The following is a 17,527-nucleotide window of genomic DNA, read 5'->3' as shown; positions in this document are numbered from 1 at the left end:
AGGCGGTTTCACGTCTGCGCGGCGTGCAAACCCGGTAGCCACGCCGCGCCACGCACGCCACTGGCGTCGCCGTAACGGGCCGGGACGATACGGGTACGGCAGCTTTCCGAGAAGATGTAGGGCCTGATGGCGGCCGGAAGTTCGTCGTACAGCTGGCTGACATTTGATAACCCACCGCCCAACACAATAACCTGCGGATCAAGAATATTGATCACCGAGGCCAGACTGCGTGCAAAGGCGTCGATAAAGTGGCACCAATGGGCCCGCGCGGTCAGGTCTCCCTGTGCCGCCGCTTCAATGATGGCCTGCGCGCTCAGTTCGCTGGGATAACGGCGGGCAAAGCCGGTGCCAGAGATAAAGGTTTCGATACAGTTATGTTTCCCGCAATAGCAGGACTGCGCCGGACCATCCGTCTCGGGGGCATAGCCAGGCAACGGGTTATGTCCCCATTCGCCAGCGATGGCGTTTGGCCCCTGAAGCAGACGCTTATGTACCGCCACGCCACCGCCGCATCCGGTACCGACAATTACGCCAAAGACGGTATCTGCTTCCGCGCCTGCGCCATCAACCGCTTCAGACAGCGTGAAGCAGTCCGCGTCATTGGCTATCCACACGGGCTGATTGAGCTGATTTGCTAAATCATGCTTCAGGTCGTGACCGTTGAGCACCAGGCAGTTGCAGTTTTTAATCAGCCCGCTTTGTGGGTCGATGGCCCCCGGCAGGCCAATACCGATACTGAATGGCACCTCACTTACCGCGCGCGCTTCGCCGATAAACGCCAGCAGATGGTGCATAAAGGCGTCATAACTCTCTTTTTGCGTCGGACGACGCTCACGCCAAAGGCATTCGCCCTGAGGCGAAAGCAGGACGGCTTCCATTTTTGTGCCGCCAATATCGAGTCCAAGATAGTGCATACGTTCCTCGAAAAGGAGAGGCCAGCGCCTCTCCTGAATGGTTATGCCTGACGAGTGCGGTACAGCTCGATCAGCTCCGTCACCAGTTCTTTCGCCAGAATCGAGGTCATCAAATGATCCTGAGCGTGCACCATCACCAGCGTCATTTTGGTTTTGCCTTCCCCTTCGTCAGCTTCGATCAGTTGGGTTTGTACCAGATGCGCTTCACGGGCGAAGTGCGCCGCCTCTTTCATTCGCGCGTCGGCTGAGGCAAAGTCACCTTTTTTTGCGAAGCCAAGCGCTTCGTAGCAGAGACTGCGTGACTGACCGGCATTGATAATAATGCCCATGACCTGTTCTTCTAATTCCATCCGTAACCTCTGTGTTTTTACTATCAGGCGGACTGTGCCGCTTCTTCAGATTGTTCAACCGCATTTTCATGCTCTTGTTCCAGCAGCTGCTTCTCGTACGCTTTGAGGAACGGGAAGTACATGGCCGCTGAGGTCACCATGCACAGCAGGCAGAGGATCACCGGGCTAAAGCTCCAGTTGGCCGCCCAGGATGCGCCGATAGGGGCAGGCGTTGTCCACGGTGTCATCGAGACCACGCGACTGACCAGATCGAAATCAAGGGCAAAGTAGGCGAGGGTGGCATTGACCATCGGAACCAGCACGAACGGCAGGAAAAAGAGCGGATTCATGATGATAGGGGCACCGAATAAAATCGGTTCGTTGATATTAAACATCCCCGGTACCACGCCCATACGCCCAATGGTACGCAGATGCACTGCTTTGCTGCGCAGCAACAGTAACGCCAGCGGCAGCGTGGAGCCGACCCCGCCAATCAGCAGGTAGTGATCCCAGAATCCCTGAACGTAAATGTGCGGGATCGCCTGACCGGCAGCCATTGCTGCCTGGTTAACCGACAAGTTCGCCATCCAGAACGGGTTCATAATTCCGGTGACAATCAGCGCGCCGTGGATGCCCGCAAACCACAGAACCTGGCACACCAACACCGAGAGCAGAATGGCAGGCAGCGTATCGGAGGCGGCAACCAGCGGTTTCACCAGCGACATAATCGCTTCCGGAATAATCATGCCGAGCTGAGCCTCAATGAAGAGGTTGAGCGGGTGCAGAGTGACAACAATTGCCAGCACCGGGATCAGAATTTCGAACGAACGCGCAACGCCCGTAGGCACTTCTGGTGGCAGGCGGATGGTAATATTGTGACGCTTCAGGAAGGCATACAGCTCGGTAGAGTAGATAGCCACCAGAATGGCCGTGAAGATCCCTTGCCCGGAGAAATAGGCGGTAGAAATCTGCCCGTCTTTTAACGGCGCAGCTACCAGCAGAAATGCCATCAGCGACAGCATGCCGGCGGTAAGGGCATCCAGATCGTGATGTTTGGCCAGGCTCGCGGCGATCCCGACTGAAATGAAGATCGTCATGATCCCCATGCTGAAGTTGAACGGCAGCATCAGGGCTTCACGGTGATCCAACGAGAATTGCAGCCATGCCCGGGCGAAACCCCAGGACGTGTCGGGTGAGAAGGGCGGGAAAATAAACACCAGCATAAAGGAACCGACGATCATGAACGGCAGGGCGGTGATAAAGCCGTCACGAATCGAGGTCACATACTTCTGCTGCCCGACGGCGCCTGCCATCGGGGTAATTTTCTGTTCAATGACCTGGATAAGTTTCGCGTACAGAGAGCTCATGGGTTTTCCCTTCGTTATTTGTTATCTATCAGGGAGAGGGCGAAATCGAGAACGGCGCCCCCTTTTTGCATGCCGTAATCCATCATGTTGATAGGCTCAACACGGATCCCGTATTTATCAGCTTGTTTCTGAAGATCGCTTTGCATGTACTTCACCTGCGGTCCAAGCAGCACCACCTGATAGTGACCGACCTGCTCGGCGAATTCGGCCACGCCAAACGCTTTGATCTCCGCTTCCAGGCCACGCTTTTGCGCTTCGTCGACCATTTTTTTCACCAGCAGGCTGGTGGACATCCCGGCAGAACAACACAACATGATTTTTTTCATAACGTCTCCTTTGAACTTATGGCTGGAATATAGTCATCATGGAACAAAACGGAAAGCGCTTTCCGTTGGTGGATAAGGTAATTGTGACCGCGATCACCTGAGGGAATCTTTCACTTTGTCCGGATGTGCGAGATCATCGCGGCTATTCACGAACTATTAAGGTCGAGTTATGAACATTCATTTGATGAATGTTGCTGTGGATTTGATTGAGCAACGTCTCACGCCAGCAGCCAATATAATCACCAGAAATCAACATATTACCGCGATGCGGGACGGCTTTTCCCTCGCCATGCCTTTTGTGATTGTGGGAAGCCTGATGGTGCCGCTGCTGTTTCCACCGTTCGCCATTTCAAGTGCATCGCGCCTCGGGCACGTCTATCTGCTGCTGCGTCCGATGCTGTTGCCAACCTTTGAGCTGACGCTCGGACTGGTGGCGCTGATTGTCGCGTTTGGTGCCAGCGCCAGTCTGGCCAAGCAGTATCAACTGCCGGAACGGCTGTGTGGACTCACCGGCTGCCTCTCCTTTTTGCTGTTCATTGGCTTTCGGGATAACGGTGCAACGAATATTTTTCTGGGCGGGATGGGGCTTTTTACTGCGCTCATTTCAAGCGCTTACTCTATTGAAATAATAAGGTTTTTCTACAAAAGAGGGTGGTGCATTCGTCTGCCGGAGGAGGTACCGGTGATGACGCGAAATGGTTTCCAGCTGCTGATGCCGCTGCTGGTGATCATGCTCTCCATTAGCGTAATGAATGCCGTGATACTGCAGACGACCGGACAAATTTTGCCGCAGCTGATTGGCGAGGCGTTACGCCCGCTTATCGTGGCATCTGATACCCTTACGGCGGTGCTTATCTCCTTGTTTCTGTGTAATCTTTTATGGTTCGTCGGTATTCATGGCGCCCTGATCATTACGGGCATCATGAACCCGTTCTGGCTCACCTATCTGTTTGAAAACCAGCGGGCCCTGGCCGCCGGGGAAGCCGTGCTGCCCCATATTTATCTGCAGGGATTCTGGGATTTTTATCTGCTGATTGGCGGTATCGGCTCTACGCTGCCGCTGGTCTTTATGGCGATGCGAAGCCGATCCCGGCAGTTGAAGAGCGTCGGGAAAATTGGCCTTCTGCCGTCGCTGTTCAACATTAACGAGCCGATATTGTTTGGTTTTCCCGTCATCATGAACCCGGTTTTTTTACTGCCCTTTGTGTTTGTACCACTGATAAATGCCTGTATAGCCTGGTATTTAACCCAGCTTGGCGTGCTCGACAGAGCCGTCGCCATGCTGCCCTGGTCTATGCCTTCACCGCTGGGCGCAGCCTGGTCGGCGAACGGCAGCTGGAAAAATATGTGCATGTGCCTGTTCGCCTTTTTCAATGCATGGATGCTCTATCGCCCCTTCTTCAAGGTTCATGAACGCCAGTTGATGCAGCTGGAAAAATAATCCCCGCCTCCCTGCTTCTGCCCGTTCCTGATGGGCAGAAGATTATTTCGTGACATTCTTCACAAAAATTTTCTCTTTGATCTTAAATTTGTGATTCAATCCGGCAAACATGGAAAGCGCTTTCCGTTTGTGGATGTACATTTCCAGATTTGATCCTTACATTTCCCCTGCACGTTTAACCGTGAAAATAAAAATTCAAAGGGAACCTATGCAAACGTTAATGAAATCAATACCTCTGTCCTTGATTGCTCTTACTGTCATCAGCGGTTATGCCAGCGCCGATGAGAAATATGATTTCGCCCTCCACGGCTATTTACGCTCGGGTATTCTTGCCAATAGCGATGGCAACCGGGTCGATTCGGTGGGGCTGATGCCTGACGGGAAATGGCGTCTGGGTAACGAAGAAGATACCAAAATTGAGCTGATCCCGACGGTAACGCTGAAGTCGGATTCAGGCGCAGTCGCACGTATTCAGGCCAACCTGACGCACCAGACCAAATGTACCGCCGACTGGAACTGTACTGACGATGATGGCAAAGAGACCCAGTTCCGCGAAGGGTTTGCTGAATTAACGAATCTCGATTTTGCCCCGGACATGACCTTCTGGGCCGGTAAACGCTACAGCAGCTCCAACCTTTCCAGCCACCAGTTCGACTGGGAGTACATTCAGTACAACGGAACCGGGGGCGGGTTCGATAACCTGGACTTAGGCTTCGCGCGCTTTGATGCGGGTGTGTATGCCTTCTCGACCACCGACGAAGCCAAAGCTTATCCGGTAGATCTGGGGGATCAGGGCTATCCGGACGACTATTCGCTTAACCTGTGGTTTAAAAAGATTGGCGGCACCGGGCTCGACGTCGAACTTATCGGCCACCACATGAACCGCAATGAAAACCATCCTACCTCGGCTGAGAAGGGATACGGCGTGACGGCGCTGTACAACTTTGACAGCTTCTACGGCCTGACTAACGGGTACTCCCGCATCGCTTTCCAGTATGGCAAAGGCCTGGCCGCCGCAGATTCGCTGGGTAAAAACGGCTGGGGCTGGGCAAACCTTGAGGATACGCAATCCTGGCGCGTCGTGCTGGACAGCATGGCCAACCTGGGTGACGTGGAAGTATCGACCTTTGCGTTTTATCAGAAAGACAAAAACTACCGCTGGTGGACCAACGACGATGACGGCTGGGGACGGTCCATGTGGGTAGCGGGTATCCGTCCGTATCATCAGATAACCAAAAACTTCGCCATGCAATATGAGGTGGGCTACGAATATCTGGATGATAAAAACTACATGGGCGTAAACGGTAAAGGGAAAGGTGGCCTGACCAAGGTGACCATTGCGCCGACCCTGACCTTTGATTCAGGTTTCTGGAGCCGTCCGCAGCTGCGCTTCTTTGCCACCTACGCAAAATGGGATAAAGGCGTCTCGGATGCGATGGACAGAAATTACGACTGGAGCACTGGCACCCTGAGTCCGGGGGGATATTCACGTAGCGGCGATACCGATACGCTGAATTTTGGTGTGCAGGCTGAAGTCTGGTTCTGAGGAGAAAAGAGATGGCTTTCCCGATTCGAAAACTGCTTCTCGTCTCCTTACTCTCCGCGCTGGGAAGCGCGGGGGCTCTGGCGGCTGAGCAATCCCATTTTGAACACTTTATTACTCGCGATGGCGCAGCGTTAAAAGATGGCGATCGCGTTTTTCGCTTCGCCGGGATCCACGCCCCGGAGTTGCATCGTATAGAAGATGACGCGCGCGGAACCTGTAAGGCCGATCCGCGCGGCTGGGGGCAATACTTTAGATGGCCGACTGCTGAAGAGCAGGAGAACTGGATCAAAGCGCTGGTGCAAACCGGTGCTAAAGCACAGCGCGTATATGTGCTTTCCGTGCAGCAGGAAAATGATGCTGCCTGCGGACGTGAGACACATATTCTGGCACCGGCAACGCCGGACGGCATGCCGCGGCTGAATGAAACGGCCATGAAAGTGTATGACAACATGATTGCCGAGGCGGATAAGCAGGGGCTGCGCCTGATTCTGCCGTTTATTGACCACTGGTGGTGGTGGGGGGGACGCGAACAGCTGGCCGCGTTTTATCATGAAAAGCCGGAAGATTTTTATCGAACTGACAGTAAAACCTACCGTGCTTATCAGGATGTGATCCGTCAGGTGATTACCCGTACCAACACCATTACGGGACGCCATTATTACGATGAAAAGGCGATCATGGCCTGGGAAACGGGTAATGAGCTGGAAAACACCAATGCTGATTTCCTGCAGAAAACGTCGGCCTGGATCCGCAAGTGGGCGCCTCATCAGCTTGTCGTCGATGGTACCTATAAAAAGGTGAATGATTTCGCGCTCAACGATCCGAACGTCGACATCATCAGTAACCACTATTACACCAACGCCGAGAACAACCACCCCGAGCAGGTTCGTAAAGATCTGGAGGCGATTGGCGGCAAAAAGGTCTATCTGGTTGGCGAATTTGGTCTGCTCGATCAAAAAGAGCTTAACACTATCATGCAGGCCATTGTGCATACCGAGGTCAATGGCGCGCAGGCGGCGGGGGGCTTTATCTGGGGCTTCCGTGGTCATCGCCATGATGGTGGTTTTTACTGGCACAAAGAGTTTACCGGGCACTACAGCTACCACCTGCCTGGCTTCCCGGTCGAGGGTAAAGCAAACCAGGAGATGGAGGTCGTCAATCTGGTGCGAACCGCCTCGGCGCAAATGGCGGGGCTGAGCCAGGCGCCGGCTCTGCCGGTCCCGGAAGCGCCTAAGCTGCGCGAGAGCAACTCACCGTTTGCCATTAACTGGATGGGATCCCCCGTCGGGCGTTATTACGATGTGGAGAGAGCGACTCAGCCACACGGCCCGTGGACCCGCGTTGGTCAGGATATCTCTGACGGCAAAAATGAGTGGGATCCGGCAAAAATGGATCTCTTCCGTGATGACTATCGCAGCCTGACGCTGGGCCAGACTTACTACTACCGGGTGATCGCAAAGAACGAAAGCGGTCAGTCTGCGCCTTCAAACGTGATTCGCCTTGAGCATACGCAGAAAAACCTGCCGCCGGTCATCACTCTGCAGGAGGCGCTCTCTACCACCGTGGATAAAGGCGTTCAGCTCACCGCGGCCTGGCAGGATGACAATCTGCCGGAGCCGAAGGTCAGCGTGGCATGGCATCACGAAGGCAAGGATAACGTCCACTTTTGTGACAGCACCAAAGCGGAAACCCGTGCCTGGTTCTCGGCTCCCGGTGACTATGCGTTGACCTTTACCGCTGACGATGGACTGCTGAAAAGCAGCAAGACGGTAAACGTTAGCGTGAAGGCCGCGGCGGGACCCGTGCCGGCGGACTACTGTCATTTTGGCGGCGGAACGCTGGACGTCAGCAAGGGGAAACTGAACATCACCAAGAGCGATAAAGATACGTTAGCGATTGGTGAAGACGGTTTCCTTGGCCCTTTTGCCAATGACGGAGACAGCGTGACCTGGCAGGTTAACGCTCCCTGGGACGGTAAGTTTGCCCTGCACGTGAAATTTAACGGCAAATGGGGGAGTAAGAAAAACTCGTTCATTGTGAACGGCGGAACGCCGGTGAGCATTGAATTCCCGCAAACGGATGAGAAAGGCCAGACGATGATCGTACCGGTCACGCTCAGGGCAGGGGACAACACCATTAGCTTTGGCAAGTTCTCTGGCGACTGGGGATATATGTTCATCAAATCAATTGAAGTCACTGCAGAGTAGTTATTTGGCTGCCCTGTTCGGGGCAGCCCTTTTTTTCATTCAGGAGGCGTTATGAACCGGTATCAATTCCCGGAAGGTTTTTTTTGGGGCGCAGCGGCATCAGGTCCGCAGACGGAAGGCATAGCCAATAAGCCGCACCGTTCTGTCTGGGACAGCTGGTTTGCCGAACAACCGGAGCGTTTTTTTCAGCAGATTGGTCCGCAGCACGTTTGTGAAACCTACAGTAAATATAAAGAAGACGTAGCCCTGATGAAGCAAACGGGGTTTAACTCGTTTCGAACCTCTATTCAGTGGTCGCGTCTGATCGATGATTTCAAAACCGGACAGCCAAACCGCGACGCCGTCCGCTTCTATAACGATTACTTCGATGAAATGATTGCCAACGGCATCGAGCCCATCATCAATCTTTACCATTTTGATATGCCCGAGGCGCTGCAAAAAGCATATGGCGGATTTGAGTCATCCTACGTAACCGAGCTTTTTGCCCGCTTCGCCCGCACCGCATTCGAGCTGTTTGGCCATAAGGTGAAATACTGGATAACCTTTAATGAGCCGATCGTGCCGGTGGAAGGCGGTTATTTATATGACTTCCATTATCCGTGTAAAAAAGATGGCAAACTGGCGGCTCAGGTCGCCTTTAATATTATGCTGGCGCACGCCAGGGCGGTGAATGTCTACCGTGAAATGGGCTTGCCGGGTGAGATTGGTGTCGTGCTCAACCTCACGCCTTCTTATACCCGCAGCGACAGCGAGGCCGATAAAAAAGCGGCCTGGTATGCCGACCTGCTGTTTAACCGTAGCTTCCTCGACCCGCTGGTTAAACATGAATTCCCCAAAGAACTGTGCGAAATCTTAACCGCAAACGGCTGCTTACCAGAGGTTTCACGGCAGGATGTGGAGACGATCCTGCAGTCGAGAATTGATTTTCTGGGGGTGAATTATTATGTGCCAAGAAGGGTGAAAGCGCGGGAAAGCGTTTACGCGCTCGATTACTTCACGCCGGAAGTCTATTTCGAAAATTATATTGATCCTCAGGGACGGTTTAACCCTTATCGCGACAATAACGAGATCCACCCGGAAGCTATCTATGACATTGCCTGCAATATTCGCGATAACTACGGCAACATCAAATGGTATCTGGCGGAAATTGGCATCGCGATGGATCTGCAGTCCGAAGGGCCGGTGCAGGCCGATGGCGTAATAGATGACACCTTCCGTATCGCTTTAATGGAGGAGCATCTGGCTCAGCTGCATCGTGGTATCGCTGACGGCGCCAACTGTTTTGGTGTTCATCAGTGGACCTTCATTGATAACTGGTCCTGGATCAACAGCTTCAAGCGGCGATATGGCTTCTGGCGTCTGGATTTAGCCACCGGGGAGCGACAAATCAAACGTAACGCATTGTGGTTTGCGCAGCTGGCGGCTGAAAATGGCTTCACCCCTGGCGAATGTGAAAAGGATACGCAATGAGTCAGCCTTTTTACCGGATGCGTAACGGCATCAAAAATTACGCCTGGGGCAGTCGCGTAGCGCTTAATCATCTTTTTGGCCTGCTCAACCCTGACGATCAACCCCAGGCCGAGGTCTGGATGGGAAGCCACCCCGCAGGCTGCTCGGAGATTGAAACCGATACAGGGTTACGCTCTTTACAGGACCTTATTTCACAGAGGCCGGCAGAGATGTTAGGCGCGTGCGCGGGAGAAACTGCGGGGCAGTTGCCTTACCTGCTGAAGTTGCTGTCAGCGGAGTGCGCACTGTCGCTGCAGGTACATCCCAATAAGCGCCAGGCAGAAGACGGGTTCGCCCGTCAGGGCAACCTGCCCGGAGAGGATTACACCGATGCGAACCATAAGCCCGAGCTGGTTTTTGCCCTGACGCCTTTTATGGCCATGAACGGCTTCCGGCCGTATCAGGAGATTGCTAATCACTTTTTGCGCCTGGATGCCCCGGCCCTGACGTCCGCGCTGTCGCTGTTTCGCAACAACCTGCATGCTGAAGGGCTTAAGGCCTTTTTTACGCGTCTGATGGCGCTTGAGCCGGCGGAAAAAGAGGGCGTGCTGACGTGTCTGGAAGCGCGACTTGCATGCGGGGTGTTTGCTCCGGTAGCGCCCTTTATCGAACGGCTACTGCGAGACTACCCGGGGGACATCGGGGCTCTGGCCCCGCTGTATCTGCACTGCATTACGCTTGCGCCGGGTGAGGCGATGTTCCTGCGCGCCGGTACGCTACATGCTTATGTGAATGGTACGGCAGTTGAGGTCATGGCCAGTTCTGACAACGTGCTGCGTGCGGGCTTAACCCCCAAGAACATCAACGTGGCAGAATTGGTGCGCTGTACGGTGTTTGACGAAACCCCAGCCGACCGCCTCAGGATGCATCCGCAGCGGGAAGAGGGGATGCAGCAATACCCGATCCCGGTAACGGATTTTCGCTTTAGCGTCATTGAACATTGCGAGCAGCAAAACATCCGGACAGACCGTGCGCAAATTCTGCTGGTGCTGAAGGGGAGTGCCACGCTCAGCCACGCCGAGGGTGCCACCATGACGCTGAACGCCGGTCAGTCCGCGTTCATCCCGGCGGTCACAACCTTATGGACGTTGACTCAGCACGGGCAGTCTTGCCTGGTAAGCTGATGACGTAAGGCTTTCACTGCCGTGTGCAGGCAGTATGTCGGGCATAAAAAAGGCTGCTTATCGCAGCCTTTTTACATTTAGTTTTTCGGGAAGATCCACACGTGCTTTTCAGGCAGCGAAAGGTGGCAGTGCAGCGGGTCCCGGGCCTCGTGACCATAGGCGCGAATGACAAAATCATCCCCCGGCGTGCGGAACAGGTATTCCCAACGGTCACCGAGATACATGCTGGTCAGTAACGGGAGCGCCAGCTGGTTTTCCCCCGGCCCCTCGACCACCGCCACGCGCTCGACGCGGATCACCGCGGTGGCGTCTTCACCGCTTCGTACCCCTTCACCGGCCTGGCCCCACAGCACCCAGCCTTTGCCTTCGATACGCGCTTTGCCGTCGCGTACTTCCGTTACCTTGCCGTGCAGGCGATTATTGCTGCCCATAAACTCAGCGGTAAACAGCGTTTTCGGCGAGCCGTACATCTCCTGCGGTGTGCCCTGTTGCTCGATTTTACCGTTGTTAAGCAGCAGGATACGGTCGGAAATCGACATCGCCTCATTCTGGTCGTGCGTTACCATCAGCGCGGATAAGCCCAGCTTGATAATCAGTTCACGCAGGAATACGCGAGCCTCTTCGCGCAGCTTGGCGTCGAGGTTAGAGAGCGGTTCATCCAGTAAAATGACCGGCGGGTTGTAGACCAGCGCCCGGCCAATTGCCACGCGCTGCTGTTGTCCACCGGAGAGCTGGTGCGGGTGGCGTTTGCCCAGATGGCCCAGCCCGAGCTGGTCCAGCACGTCCTGTACGCGCTGCTGGATCTCTTTGGCCGGAACCTTGCGCAGCTTGAGCGGATAGGCCACGTTTTCAAAAACGGTTTTGTGCGGCCACAGCGCATACGACTGAAACACCAGGCCCAGGTTACGCTCTTCCGCCGGGATCTCACTGCGCGGCGTGCCGTCATAGACTTTGTTTTTGCCAATGATAATCGAGCCCTGAGTCGGTTTTTCCAGGCCCGCCACCGCACGCAGCAGGGTGGTTTTCCCGCTGCCGGATGGCCCCAGCAGGGACACCACTTCGCCGCGGTTGAGGTTCATGGAGACCCCTTTTAAAACAGGATTGTCACCGTAGGTCAGGTGCAGATCGTTAACCGCTAATTCAATCATGTATTTTGACTCCGAAACGAAGGGCAATGCCCAGACCTACCACCACCAGCAGGATGTTAATAAAAGAGAGCGCCGCCACAATATCAATGGCTCCCGCGGCCCAGAGGGATACCAGCATTGAGCCGATGGTTTCCGTGCCGGGTGAAAGCAGGTACACACCCGTTGAATATTCGCGTTCAAAAATCAGGAACATCAGCAGCCACGAACCGATAAGGCCGTAGCGGGAGAGCGGGATCGTGACATGGCGGGTGATCTGGCCACGCGTAGCCCCCGTACTGCGGGCGGCCTCTTCAAGCTCCGGCGCAACCTGCAGCAGGGTGGACGAGATGAGTCTCAGCCCGTACGCCATCCAGACCACCGTATAGGCCAGCCAGACGCTGAAAATGGTGCTGCGCAGCGAACGTAGCCAGACAATCAGGTTTTCACGCATCCAGTCGCTCCAGGCGAACCCGGAAAGCCAGCCCGATTTCAGCGAGTTATCCAGCCACATCGGCAGGAACAGGAACACCCAGAGAAAGGCCAGACCCGCGAGCAGGCCAGGCACGGCGCGCGGCACCAGGACGCTGTAATCCAGAAAACGCGTGGTATTGTCCGGTTTGCGGTGCATGGCGATACCGACAAACAGGTAGCACGCCACGGCCAGCGCGCCGCCAATGACCCCAATGGACATGGAGTTGACGATGGCGCGCAGCAGGTTCGGCTGCGCCCATATCGTGCGAAAAGTACTCAGGGAAAGCTCGTCCCACAGTGAAACGCCCACGCCCCAGTTTGAGATAAACGCGCGCAATACCACGCCGAGCAGGGGAACGCCGATCGTGACGGTAAGCCAGAAGGCGACCACCGCGCCCGCCACCCAGCGCCATTTACCCAGAGGTAAGGCCCGGGCCTGGGACGCTTTGCCTTTCATGGTCACGAAACGGTTGGCGGTGCGCATCAGGCGACGCTGCAGCATGACCAGCGGAATGGTGATACAGATAAGCACCACCGCAACCGCCGCCATCAGGTGGTAGGAAGGGGTACCAAGCTTATTGGTCAGCTGGTACAGGTAGGTTGCCAGCACCATGTTGCCTTCCGGATCGCCGAGGACCAGCATCAGACCAAACACTTCAAGACCGAGGAAGAACAGCAGAACGATGGCGTACAAAATGGACGGGCGCACCATCGGCAGGCTGACCGAGGTCATCACCTGTAAGGGCGACGCACCCGCGGTACGTGCGGCCTCTTCCACATCGGAACCGACGCTTCGCAGCGCGGACGAAATATAGAGATAGGCATGCGGAACATGCGTCAGGCCAGCAATGACCACGATGCTCGACATGTCGTAGATATTCCACGGTACGAAACCAATCAGCGCCTGCGCCCAGAGGGATAAAAAGCCTACCGGACCGGCGGCTACCACGTAGCCGAATCCCAGCACCATTGGCGACACGAAAACCGGCACGAGGATCAGCGGTTCAATCAGACGGCGGCCGGGCAGGTCGGTACGCACCATCAGAAAGGCCAGCACGCCCCCTAACGGAATGGCGATGATGACCAGCCCGAAAGCGAGAATAAAACCGCTTTTCAGCGCCTTATAGAAATCAGGGTCGGTGAAGATAAAACCAAATGATTCAAGGCTCCACTCTTTTGCCGGTGAAAAGAACGGGGCGGACAAGAAGCTCTGTATCACGATAAACGACAGCGGCGTGTAGATAACCAGGGCGGTTATCAACACGACAATACCGCGCGGCAGGCTTTGCCACTTTCTGCGAAATGTATTCATGGGGTATCCCTGGTGTTGCAGCCCAGCAAAACGAACTCAGGTAACAGGAGCGCGACGGCCCGCGTCGCGCTCAGACGCTTATTTGGCGGCAGCGGTACGCCACTGTTTGATGTACTCCAGGCGTTTTTTCGGCTGCAGATACTCCAGCAGACTTTCATCAACCGGGATAGGTTTCAGCGCATTGCCGAGCACTTTCGTCAGGCCGTCGATATCATTTTTGCCGTCGATATCGTTACGAATGGACGGGATATCCGCCTGGCTTGCCAGAATACTTTGTCCTTTTTCAGACAGGACGTAGTCCAGCCACAGTTTCGCGGCATTGCTGTTTTGCGCCTGCTGGCTGATGAACGACACGCGTGATAACACCAGGGTGTAATCTTTTGGATAGGCGATCCCCAGCGACGGATCGTTCTTCGCGCGCGCTTCCGCGTAGGATCCGAGGATATTAAAACCGATCAGGTTTTCCCCTGATGACACCCTCTCCATCATGGTGCCGGTTGAAGACTGAACGGCTAAGCCCCCTTTGGCGATATCGGCCAGGGTTTTGAAGTAGTTAGGATCGGCCTTGTGATCCTGCACCGAGAGCATAAAGCCCAGACCCGATTTTTCGATGTCGTAGGTGGTGACTTTGCTCTTGAATTTATCCGTCTGGCTGGCAATAAGCTTAGCCAGCGCCGCATGGGAATCAGGCACGTCGCCCGCCGGGATCAGCCGTTTGTTGTAGATAAACACGACGGGCTCATAGGTGGTGCCGTAGGCTTTATCTTTCCAGACCGCCCATTTAGGCAGCTGACTTTGCTCCGGTGATTTGTACTCCATGGCGTAGTCGGTAGCGAGCTTCAGCCCGGTGTCCATGGAGGAGCTCCAGACCACATCGCCGCTTCCGCCACCCGAGGCCTGTTCGCTGATAAAACGGTTGTACAGCTCGGTGCTGTTCATGTCGTTATATTCAACTTTGATGCCCGGATAGGTTTTTTCGAAGCCCTCAATCAGCGGCCCGGCAGCTTTGGTGTCGGTGGTGGAGTAGATCACCACTTTGCCCTCTTTGGTCGCGGCATCGACCATTTTTTGATAGTCAGCAGGGTAGCCCTGCGGCAAAGCAGACAGTGCGGAAGCAGAACACAGTACGGTAGCGGTAATCAGAGAAATTCGGAAAATGTTCGACATTATAGTTAACCTTTTAGTTACATTTGAGGAACTAATTGTCAACATAGCGCATGGCTCCGCGCCGACAATAGGGGGGCGCGGGTTGCGGTTCCGAAGTGTGATTGTCGGCGTCGTTTCAGCAATTAACACCATAAAATCCGCGACGCTTAGCAAACGAACGGTTGCGGATTACGTTTTCTCTGCCGCTTTGCGGTAAAGCCTTCTGGGATGACCGATATTGCCATACAGCATTTCAATGCTGATTAACCCACTTTCCACGCAGTATTCCAGATAACGGCGGCCCGTGGTTTTGCTGATGCCGACGTATTCCACCACCTCTTCCACCGACATTGTTTTTTCGGGGTGTTCCGCAAATAAACGCTTAATACGGTCCAGGGTGTGAGGCTCAATACCCTTTGTGGACGGGGTCTGCGAGGTGTCCGCGGCGGGGAGGTTAAACAGGCGATCCAGCGCATGCTGGTCGACAACCTTCACCTGCTGCACGGTGTGGATGAAACGCATAAAACGCTCCAGCGAGGCGTGCAGACGCTGGAAAAAAACGGGCTTAATCAGGTAGTCAAACGCGCCGCTGCGCATGGCATGGCTACAGGTCTGCATATCGCTGGCTGCGGTGATAAAGATCACCGAGCATTCATAGCTTTTCAGGAGCGGGTTATCGATTAACGCCACGCCTTTACCGTCCGGGAGATAATTGTCCAGCAGTATCAGCCTCGGCTGATACTGGCGTATCAGGTTACACGCCTGCTCAATCGACGCGGCAATGCCCACCACGCGCAAATGGAAATTTTGCTCGATATACTCGCGATGCAGTTCCGCCAGGTGCGGCTCATCCTCAACAATCACAACATCAAGTGCTCGGGTCGTTGTCATGCGTTAGCCCTGTCGAACGGGGAGTGGATTGGGAATAAACACAGAGAATATCGTGCCTTGAGGAGCGTTATCCGTTATCTCAATGCTGCCGCCCGCCTTGTTGATATAGCCTGCCACCAGAAACAGGCCAATACCGTGCTCTGTGCCCACAATGTCGTTCTCGCTTTCCGGCTTGCTGCTGAATCCCTGGCGAAAGAGATGCGGTTTCATCGCCTCATCCACCCCGCAACCCCGATCGGCCACCTCTATCAGCAACTCCTGGTTGCGATCGGAAATGTAAAGCTCTACAGCTGCGGGAACCGGGGCTTTCAGGGTGGCGTCAACGGCGTTATCCAGCAGGTTGCCAATTACCGACACCAGCTCCATTTCCGTGATGCTGGCAGGCATGCGGGTGAGCTGGCAGGCGGGATCAAACTGCAGTTCAACGCCCTTTTCCCGGGCGCTGACATATTTCCCTAGCAGCAATCCGCACAGGGCCGGCGAGACAAAATGGGCTGAGACGAAGTCCAGCACGCGCTGCGCCCCTTCTGACTGTGCCTGGATGTAACGGATCGCCTCGTCATAGTGTTTCATCTGCAGCAACCCCACCAGCGTGGCGGTCCAGTTCAGCTGTTCATGACGCATAATGCGCAGGTTATCCGCATAGCGTTTAATCTGGCTTAGCTGGCTGCTGAGAGTGTTGATATCATTCTTGTCGCGAAAGCTATAAACCCAACCGCTTTCAACACCAGGTTCAACCTCAATCGCCACGCGGTTAACAATCACCTCGCGCTGGTTAAGCACCGCAATCTGGTCGTGGCTGCCGCGGCTAACCGAGGCGTAGCGCTGCGATAAAAAACCGGGGGACGTTTGCAGAACGTCTTCCAGCGGTTTGCCGATAAGCGCTTTCTCACTTTGATGAATATCCAGCATCTCTCTGGCGGCACGGTTAATTAAAATCAGCTGCTTTTCTTCATTGACGGCAAATACCCCTTCATACATTGCTTCCAGCAGCGCGCGTTGCTGTAAGACCAGTTGCGCAATATCTTTTGGCTCAAGGCGGAACATCTGCTTTTTAAGGTTGCGGGTAAACAACCAGGAAAAAATAAACAGTAACAGCAACAGACCCATACCGTATAACCCGGACTGCCAGAGAATACGCGCATTGATATTCGCAATGTACGACGTCAAATAACCGACCGAGACAATCCCAATCACCTGATGCTGCGCATTAAAGATGGGTGCTTTGCTGCGCAGTGAAACCCCAATCCCACCCTTACGCACCGAAATAATCGTTTTACCTTGTAATACCTCCGCATTATCCCCGCCGATCATCGGTAAATTGATGCGTTCCGGTGATTCTGAATGATAGAGATGCTGTTCCCGGGTATCGCCAATGACAATATAACTGGCATCACTTTCGGCCCGTATAGGCTGAATTAAACGGGCGATGGCGGGGATATTTCTGGCCGCGACGTTTTCCGCCAGACCCGGCATCAACGCGATTTCGCTGGCCTGAACCCGGGCGCGCTGGCCGAGATCGTGATGCAATTGCCGGTCAATAAAATGAAACAGGATGGTTCCCAGCAGAACTAACAGCAGGCAGGAGAAGCACACCAGCGCTAAAAAAAGTTTTACCTGAAAAGAGAGTCTGCGTTTCATACGACCTGACGCGGGGAGTCTGATTAGAGCGGTCTGCGCAGACTGACATGAGGAAATGGGGGATGCAATCTGGTGAAAACAGAGTTGTGACCTGGCTTTTCGTTTTGGGGGTTATAGCTATCAGGATCGCGTAAGGCTATGCTTCATCCAGCACCCGAATAATTACAGAGGCAATG

At 54.6% G+C, this 17,527-nt stretch carries 14 protein-coding genes; 5 read left to right on the top strand and 9 right to left on the bottom strand.

The features are described from left to right. Positions 1-8: 8 nt before the first annotated feature. The 4 genes from ACN9MQ_RS18440 to ACN9MQ_RS18425 are packed head-to-tail and all read right to left on the bottom strand — an operon-like array spanning position 9 to position 2,936. The gene (locus ACN9MQ_RS18440; protein WP_426021161.1) at positions 9-914 is read right to left on the bottom strand and encodes an ROK family protein; all 906 of its coding nucleotides are present in this window, start codon (positions 912-914) and stop codon (positions 9-11) included. A gap of 41 nt (positions 915-955) precedes the next feature. Further along, positions 956-1,264, bottom strand: a complete 309-nt coding sequence (locus ACN9MQ_RS18435; RefSeq protein WP_020883743.1) for a PTS lactose/cellobiose transporter subunit IIA — start codon at positions 1,262-1,264, stop codon at positions 956-958. 23 nt (positions 1,265-1,287) lie between these two features. Then, positions 1,288-2,610 (bottom strand): PTS sugar transporter subunit IIC, encoded by a 1,323-nt coding sequence (locus ACN9MQ_RS18430; protein ID WP_014171498.1) that lies wholly within the window; start codon positions 2,608-2,610, stop codon positions 1,288-1,290. 14 nt (positions 2,611-2,624) lie between these two features. Then, positions 2,625-2,936, bottom strand: a complete 312-nt coding sequence (locus ACN9MQ_RS18425) for a PTS sugar transporter subunit IIB (protein ID WP_014171497.1) — start codon at positions 2,934-2,936, stop codon at positions 2,625-2,627. Between the two features lie 169 nt (positions 2,937-3,105). Here ACN9MQ_RS18425 and ACN9MQ_RS18420 point away from each other — a divergent pair, with 169 nt between their 5' ends. The 5 genes from ACN9MQ_RS18420 (at position 3,106) to manA (ending at position 10,763) form a co-directional block, all read left to right on the top strand. Further along, the gene (locus ACN9MQ_RS18420) at positions 3,106-4,377 is read left to right on the top strand and encodes a PTS sugar transporter subunit IIC (protein ID WP_426262666.1); all 1,272 of its coding nucleotides are present in this window, start codon (positions 3,106-3,108) and stop codon (positions 4,375-4,377) included. Between the two features lie 208 nt (positions 4,378-4,585). After that, complete coding sequence (locus ACN9MQ_RS18415; protein ID WP_025203318.1) at positions 4,586-5,923, top strand: maltoporin; 1,338 nt, start codon at positions 4,586-4,588, stop codon at positions 5,921-5,923. An 11-nt stretch (positions 5,924-5,934) separates the two neighbouring features. Further along, the gene (locus ACN9MQ_RS18410; protein WP_410377332.1) at positions 5,935-8,130 is read left to right on the top strand and encodes a CBM35 domain-containing protein; all 2,196 of its coding nucleotides are present in this window, start codon (positions 5,935-5,937) and stop codon (positions 8,128-8,130) included. Positions 8,131-8,181: 51 nt separating this feature from the next. Next, complete coding sequence (locus ACN9MQ_RS18405; RefSeq protein WP_032678911.1) at positions 8,182-9,600, top strand: glycoside hydrolase family 1 protein; 1,419 nt, start codon at positions 8,182-8,184, stop codon at positions 9,598-9,600. Continuing rightward, positions 9,597-10,763, top strand: coding sequence for a mannose-6-phosphate isomerase, class I (manA, locus tag ACN9MQ_RS18400; RefSeq protein WP_426262665.1), 1,167 nt, complete (start codon positions 9,597-9,599; stop codon positions 10,761-10,763). Before ACN9MQ_RS18405 ends, manA begins: the two co-directional genes overlap by 4 nt. Positions 10,764-10,840: 77 nt before the next feature. On the opposite strand, the gene ACN9MQ_RS18395 is transcribed toward manA, so the two are convergent. The 5 genes from ACN9MQ_RS18395 to ACN9MQ_RS18375 all read right to left on the bottom strand — a co-directional run bounded on the left by ACN9MQ_RS18395 (position 10,841) and on the right by ACN9MQ_RS18375 (position 17,351). Next, positions 10,841-11,911: an ABC transporter ATP-binding protein gene (locus ACN9MQ_RS18395; RefSeq protein ID WP_020883751.1), complete on the bottom strand. Its 1,071-nt coding sequence runs from the start codon at positions 11,909-11,911 to the stop codon at positions 10,841-10,843. Then, positions 11,904-13,673 carry an ABC transporter permease gene (locus ACN9MQ_RS18390; protein WP_014171489.1) on the bottom strand — a complete coding sequence of 590 codons (1,770 nt, stop codon included), beginning with the start codon at positions 13,671-13,673 and terminating at the stop codon, positions 11,904-11,906. Before ACN9MQ_RS18390 ends, ACN9MQ_RS18395 begins: the two co-directional genes overlap by 8 nt. A gap of 78 nt (positions 13,674-13,751) precedes the next feature. Continuing rightward, positions 13,752-14,840, bottom strand: a complete 1,089-nt coding sequence (locus tag ACN9MQ_RS18385) for an ABC transporter substrate-binding protein (protein WP_020883753.1) — start codon at positions 14,838-14,840, stop codon at positions 13,752-13,754. A gap of 168 nt (positions 14,841-15,008) precedes the next feature. Further along, on the bottom strand, positions 15,009-15,710 hold the full coding sequence (locus tag ACN9MQ_RS18380) for a response regulator (protein WP_079231701.1): 702 nt from the start codon (positions 15,708-15,710) through the stop codon (positions 15,009-15,011). A gap of 3 nt (positions 15,711-15,713) precedes the next feature. After that, positions 15,714-17,351, bottom strand: a complete 1,638-nt coding sequence (locus tag ACN9MQ_RS18375) for an ATP-binding protein (protein ID WP_044857530.1) — start codon at positions 17,349-17,351, stop codon at positions 15,714-15,716. Between the last annotated feature and the right edge of the window lie 176 nt (positions 17,352-17,527).

The organism is Enterobacter sp. R-25 (assembly GCF_049913205.1).
GTDB classification, from domain to species: Bacteria; Pseudomonadota; Gammaproteobacteria; order Enterobacterales; family Enterobacteriaceae; genus Enterobacter; species Enterobacter ludwigii.
The sequence above is the reverse complement of the archived record's forward strand: the minus strand, read 5'-3'. Positions and strand labels throughout refer to the sequence as shown.

Bases quoted from the DNA above. Each gene is read 5' to 3' on its own strand.
- ACN9MQ_RS18440 (WP_426021161.1), bottom strand. From the start codon at position 914: ATGCACTATCTTGGACTCGATATTGGCGGCACAAAAATGGAAGCCGTC.
- ACN9MQ_RS18435 (WP_020883743.1), bottom strand. From the start codon at position 1,264: ATGGAATTAGAAGAACAGGTCATGGGCATTATTATCAATGCCGGTCAG.
- ACN9MQ_RS18430 (WP_014171498.1), bottom strand. From the start codon at position 2,610: ATGAGCTCTCTGTACGCGAAACTTATCCAGGTCATTGAACAGAAAATT.
- ACN9MQ_RS18425 (WP_014171497.1), bottom strand. From the start codon at position 2,936: ATGAAAAAAATCATGTTGTGTTGTTCTGCCGGGATGTCCACCAGCCTG.
- ACN9MQ_RS18420 (WP_426262666.1), top strand. From the start codon at position 3,106: ATGAACATTCATTTGATGAATGTTGCTGTGGATTTGATTGAGCAACGT.
- ACN9MQ_RS18415 (WP_025203318.1), top strand. From the start codon at position 4,586: ATGCAAACGTTAATGAAATCAATACCTCTGTCCTTGATTGCTCTTACT.
- ACN9MQ_RS18410 (WP_410377332.1), top strand. From the start codon at position 5,935: ATGGCTTTCCCGATTCGAAAACTGCTTCTCGTCTCCTTACTCTCCGCG.
- ACN9MQ_RS18405 (WP_032678911.1), top strand. From the start codon at position 8,182: ATGAACCGGTATCAATTCCCGGAAGGTTTTTTTTGGGGCGCAGCGGCA.
- manA (WP_426262665.1), top strand. From the start codon at position 9,597: ATGAGTCAGCCTTTTTACCGGATGCGTAACGGCATCAAAAATTACGCC.
- ACN9MQ_RS18395 (WP_020883751.1), bottom strand. From the start codon at position 11,911: ATGATTGAATTAGCGGTTAACGATCTGCACCTGACCTACGGTGACAAT.
- ACN9MQ_RS18390 (WP_014171489.1), bottom strand. From the start codon at position 13,673: ATGAATACATTTCGCAGAAAGTGGCAAAGCCTGCCGCGCGGTATTGTC.
- ACN9MQ_RS18385 (WP_020883753.1), bottom strand. From the start codon at position 14,840: ATGTCGAACATTTTCCGAATTTCTCTGATTACCGCTACCGTACTGTGT.
- ACN9MQ_RS18380 (WP_079231701.1), bottom strand. From the start codon at position 15,710: ATGACAACGACCCGAGCACTTGATGTTGTGATTGTTGAGGATGAGCCG.
- ACN9MQ_RS18375 (WP_044857530.1), bottom strand. From the start codon at position 17,351: ATGAAACGCAGACTCTCTTTTCAGGTAAAACTTTTTTTAGCGCTGGTG.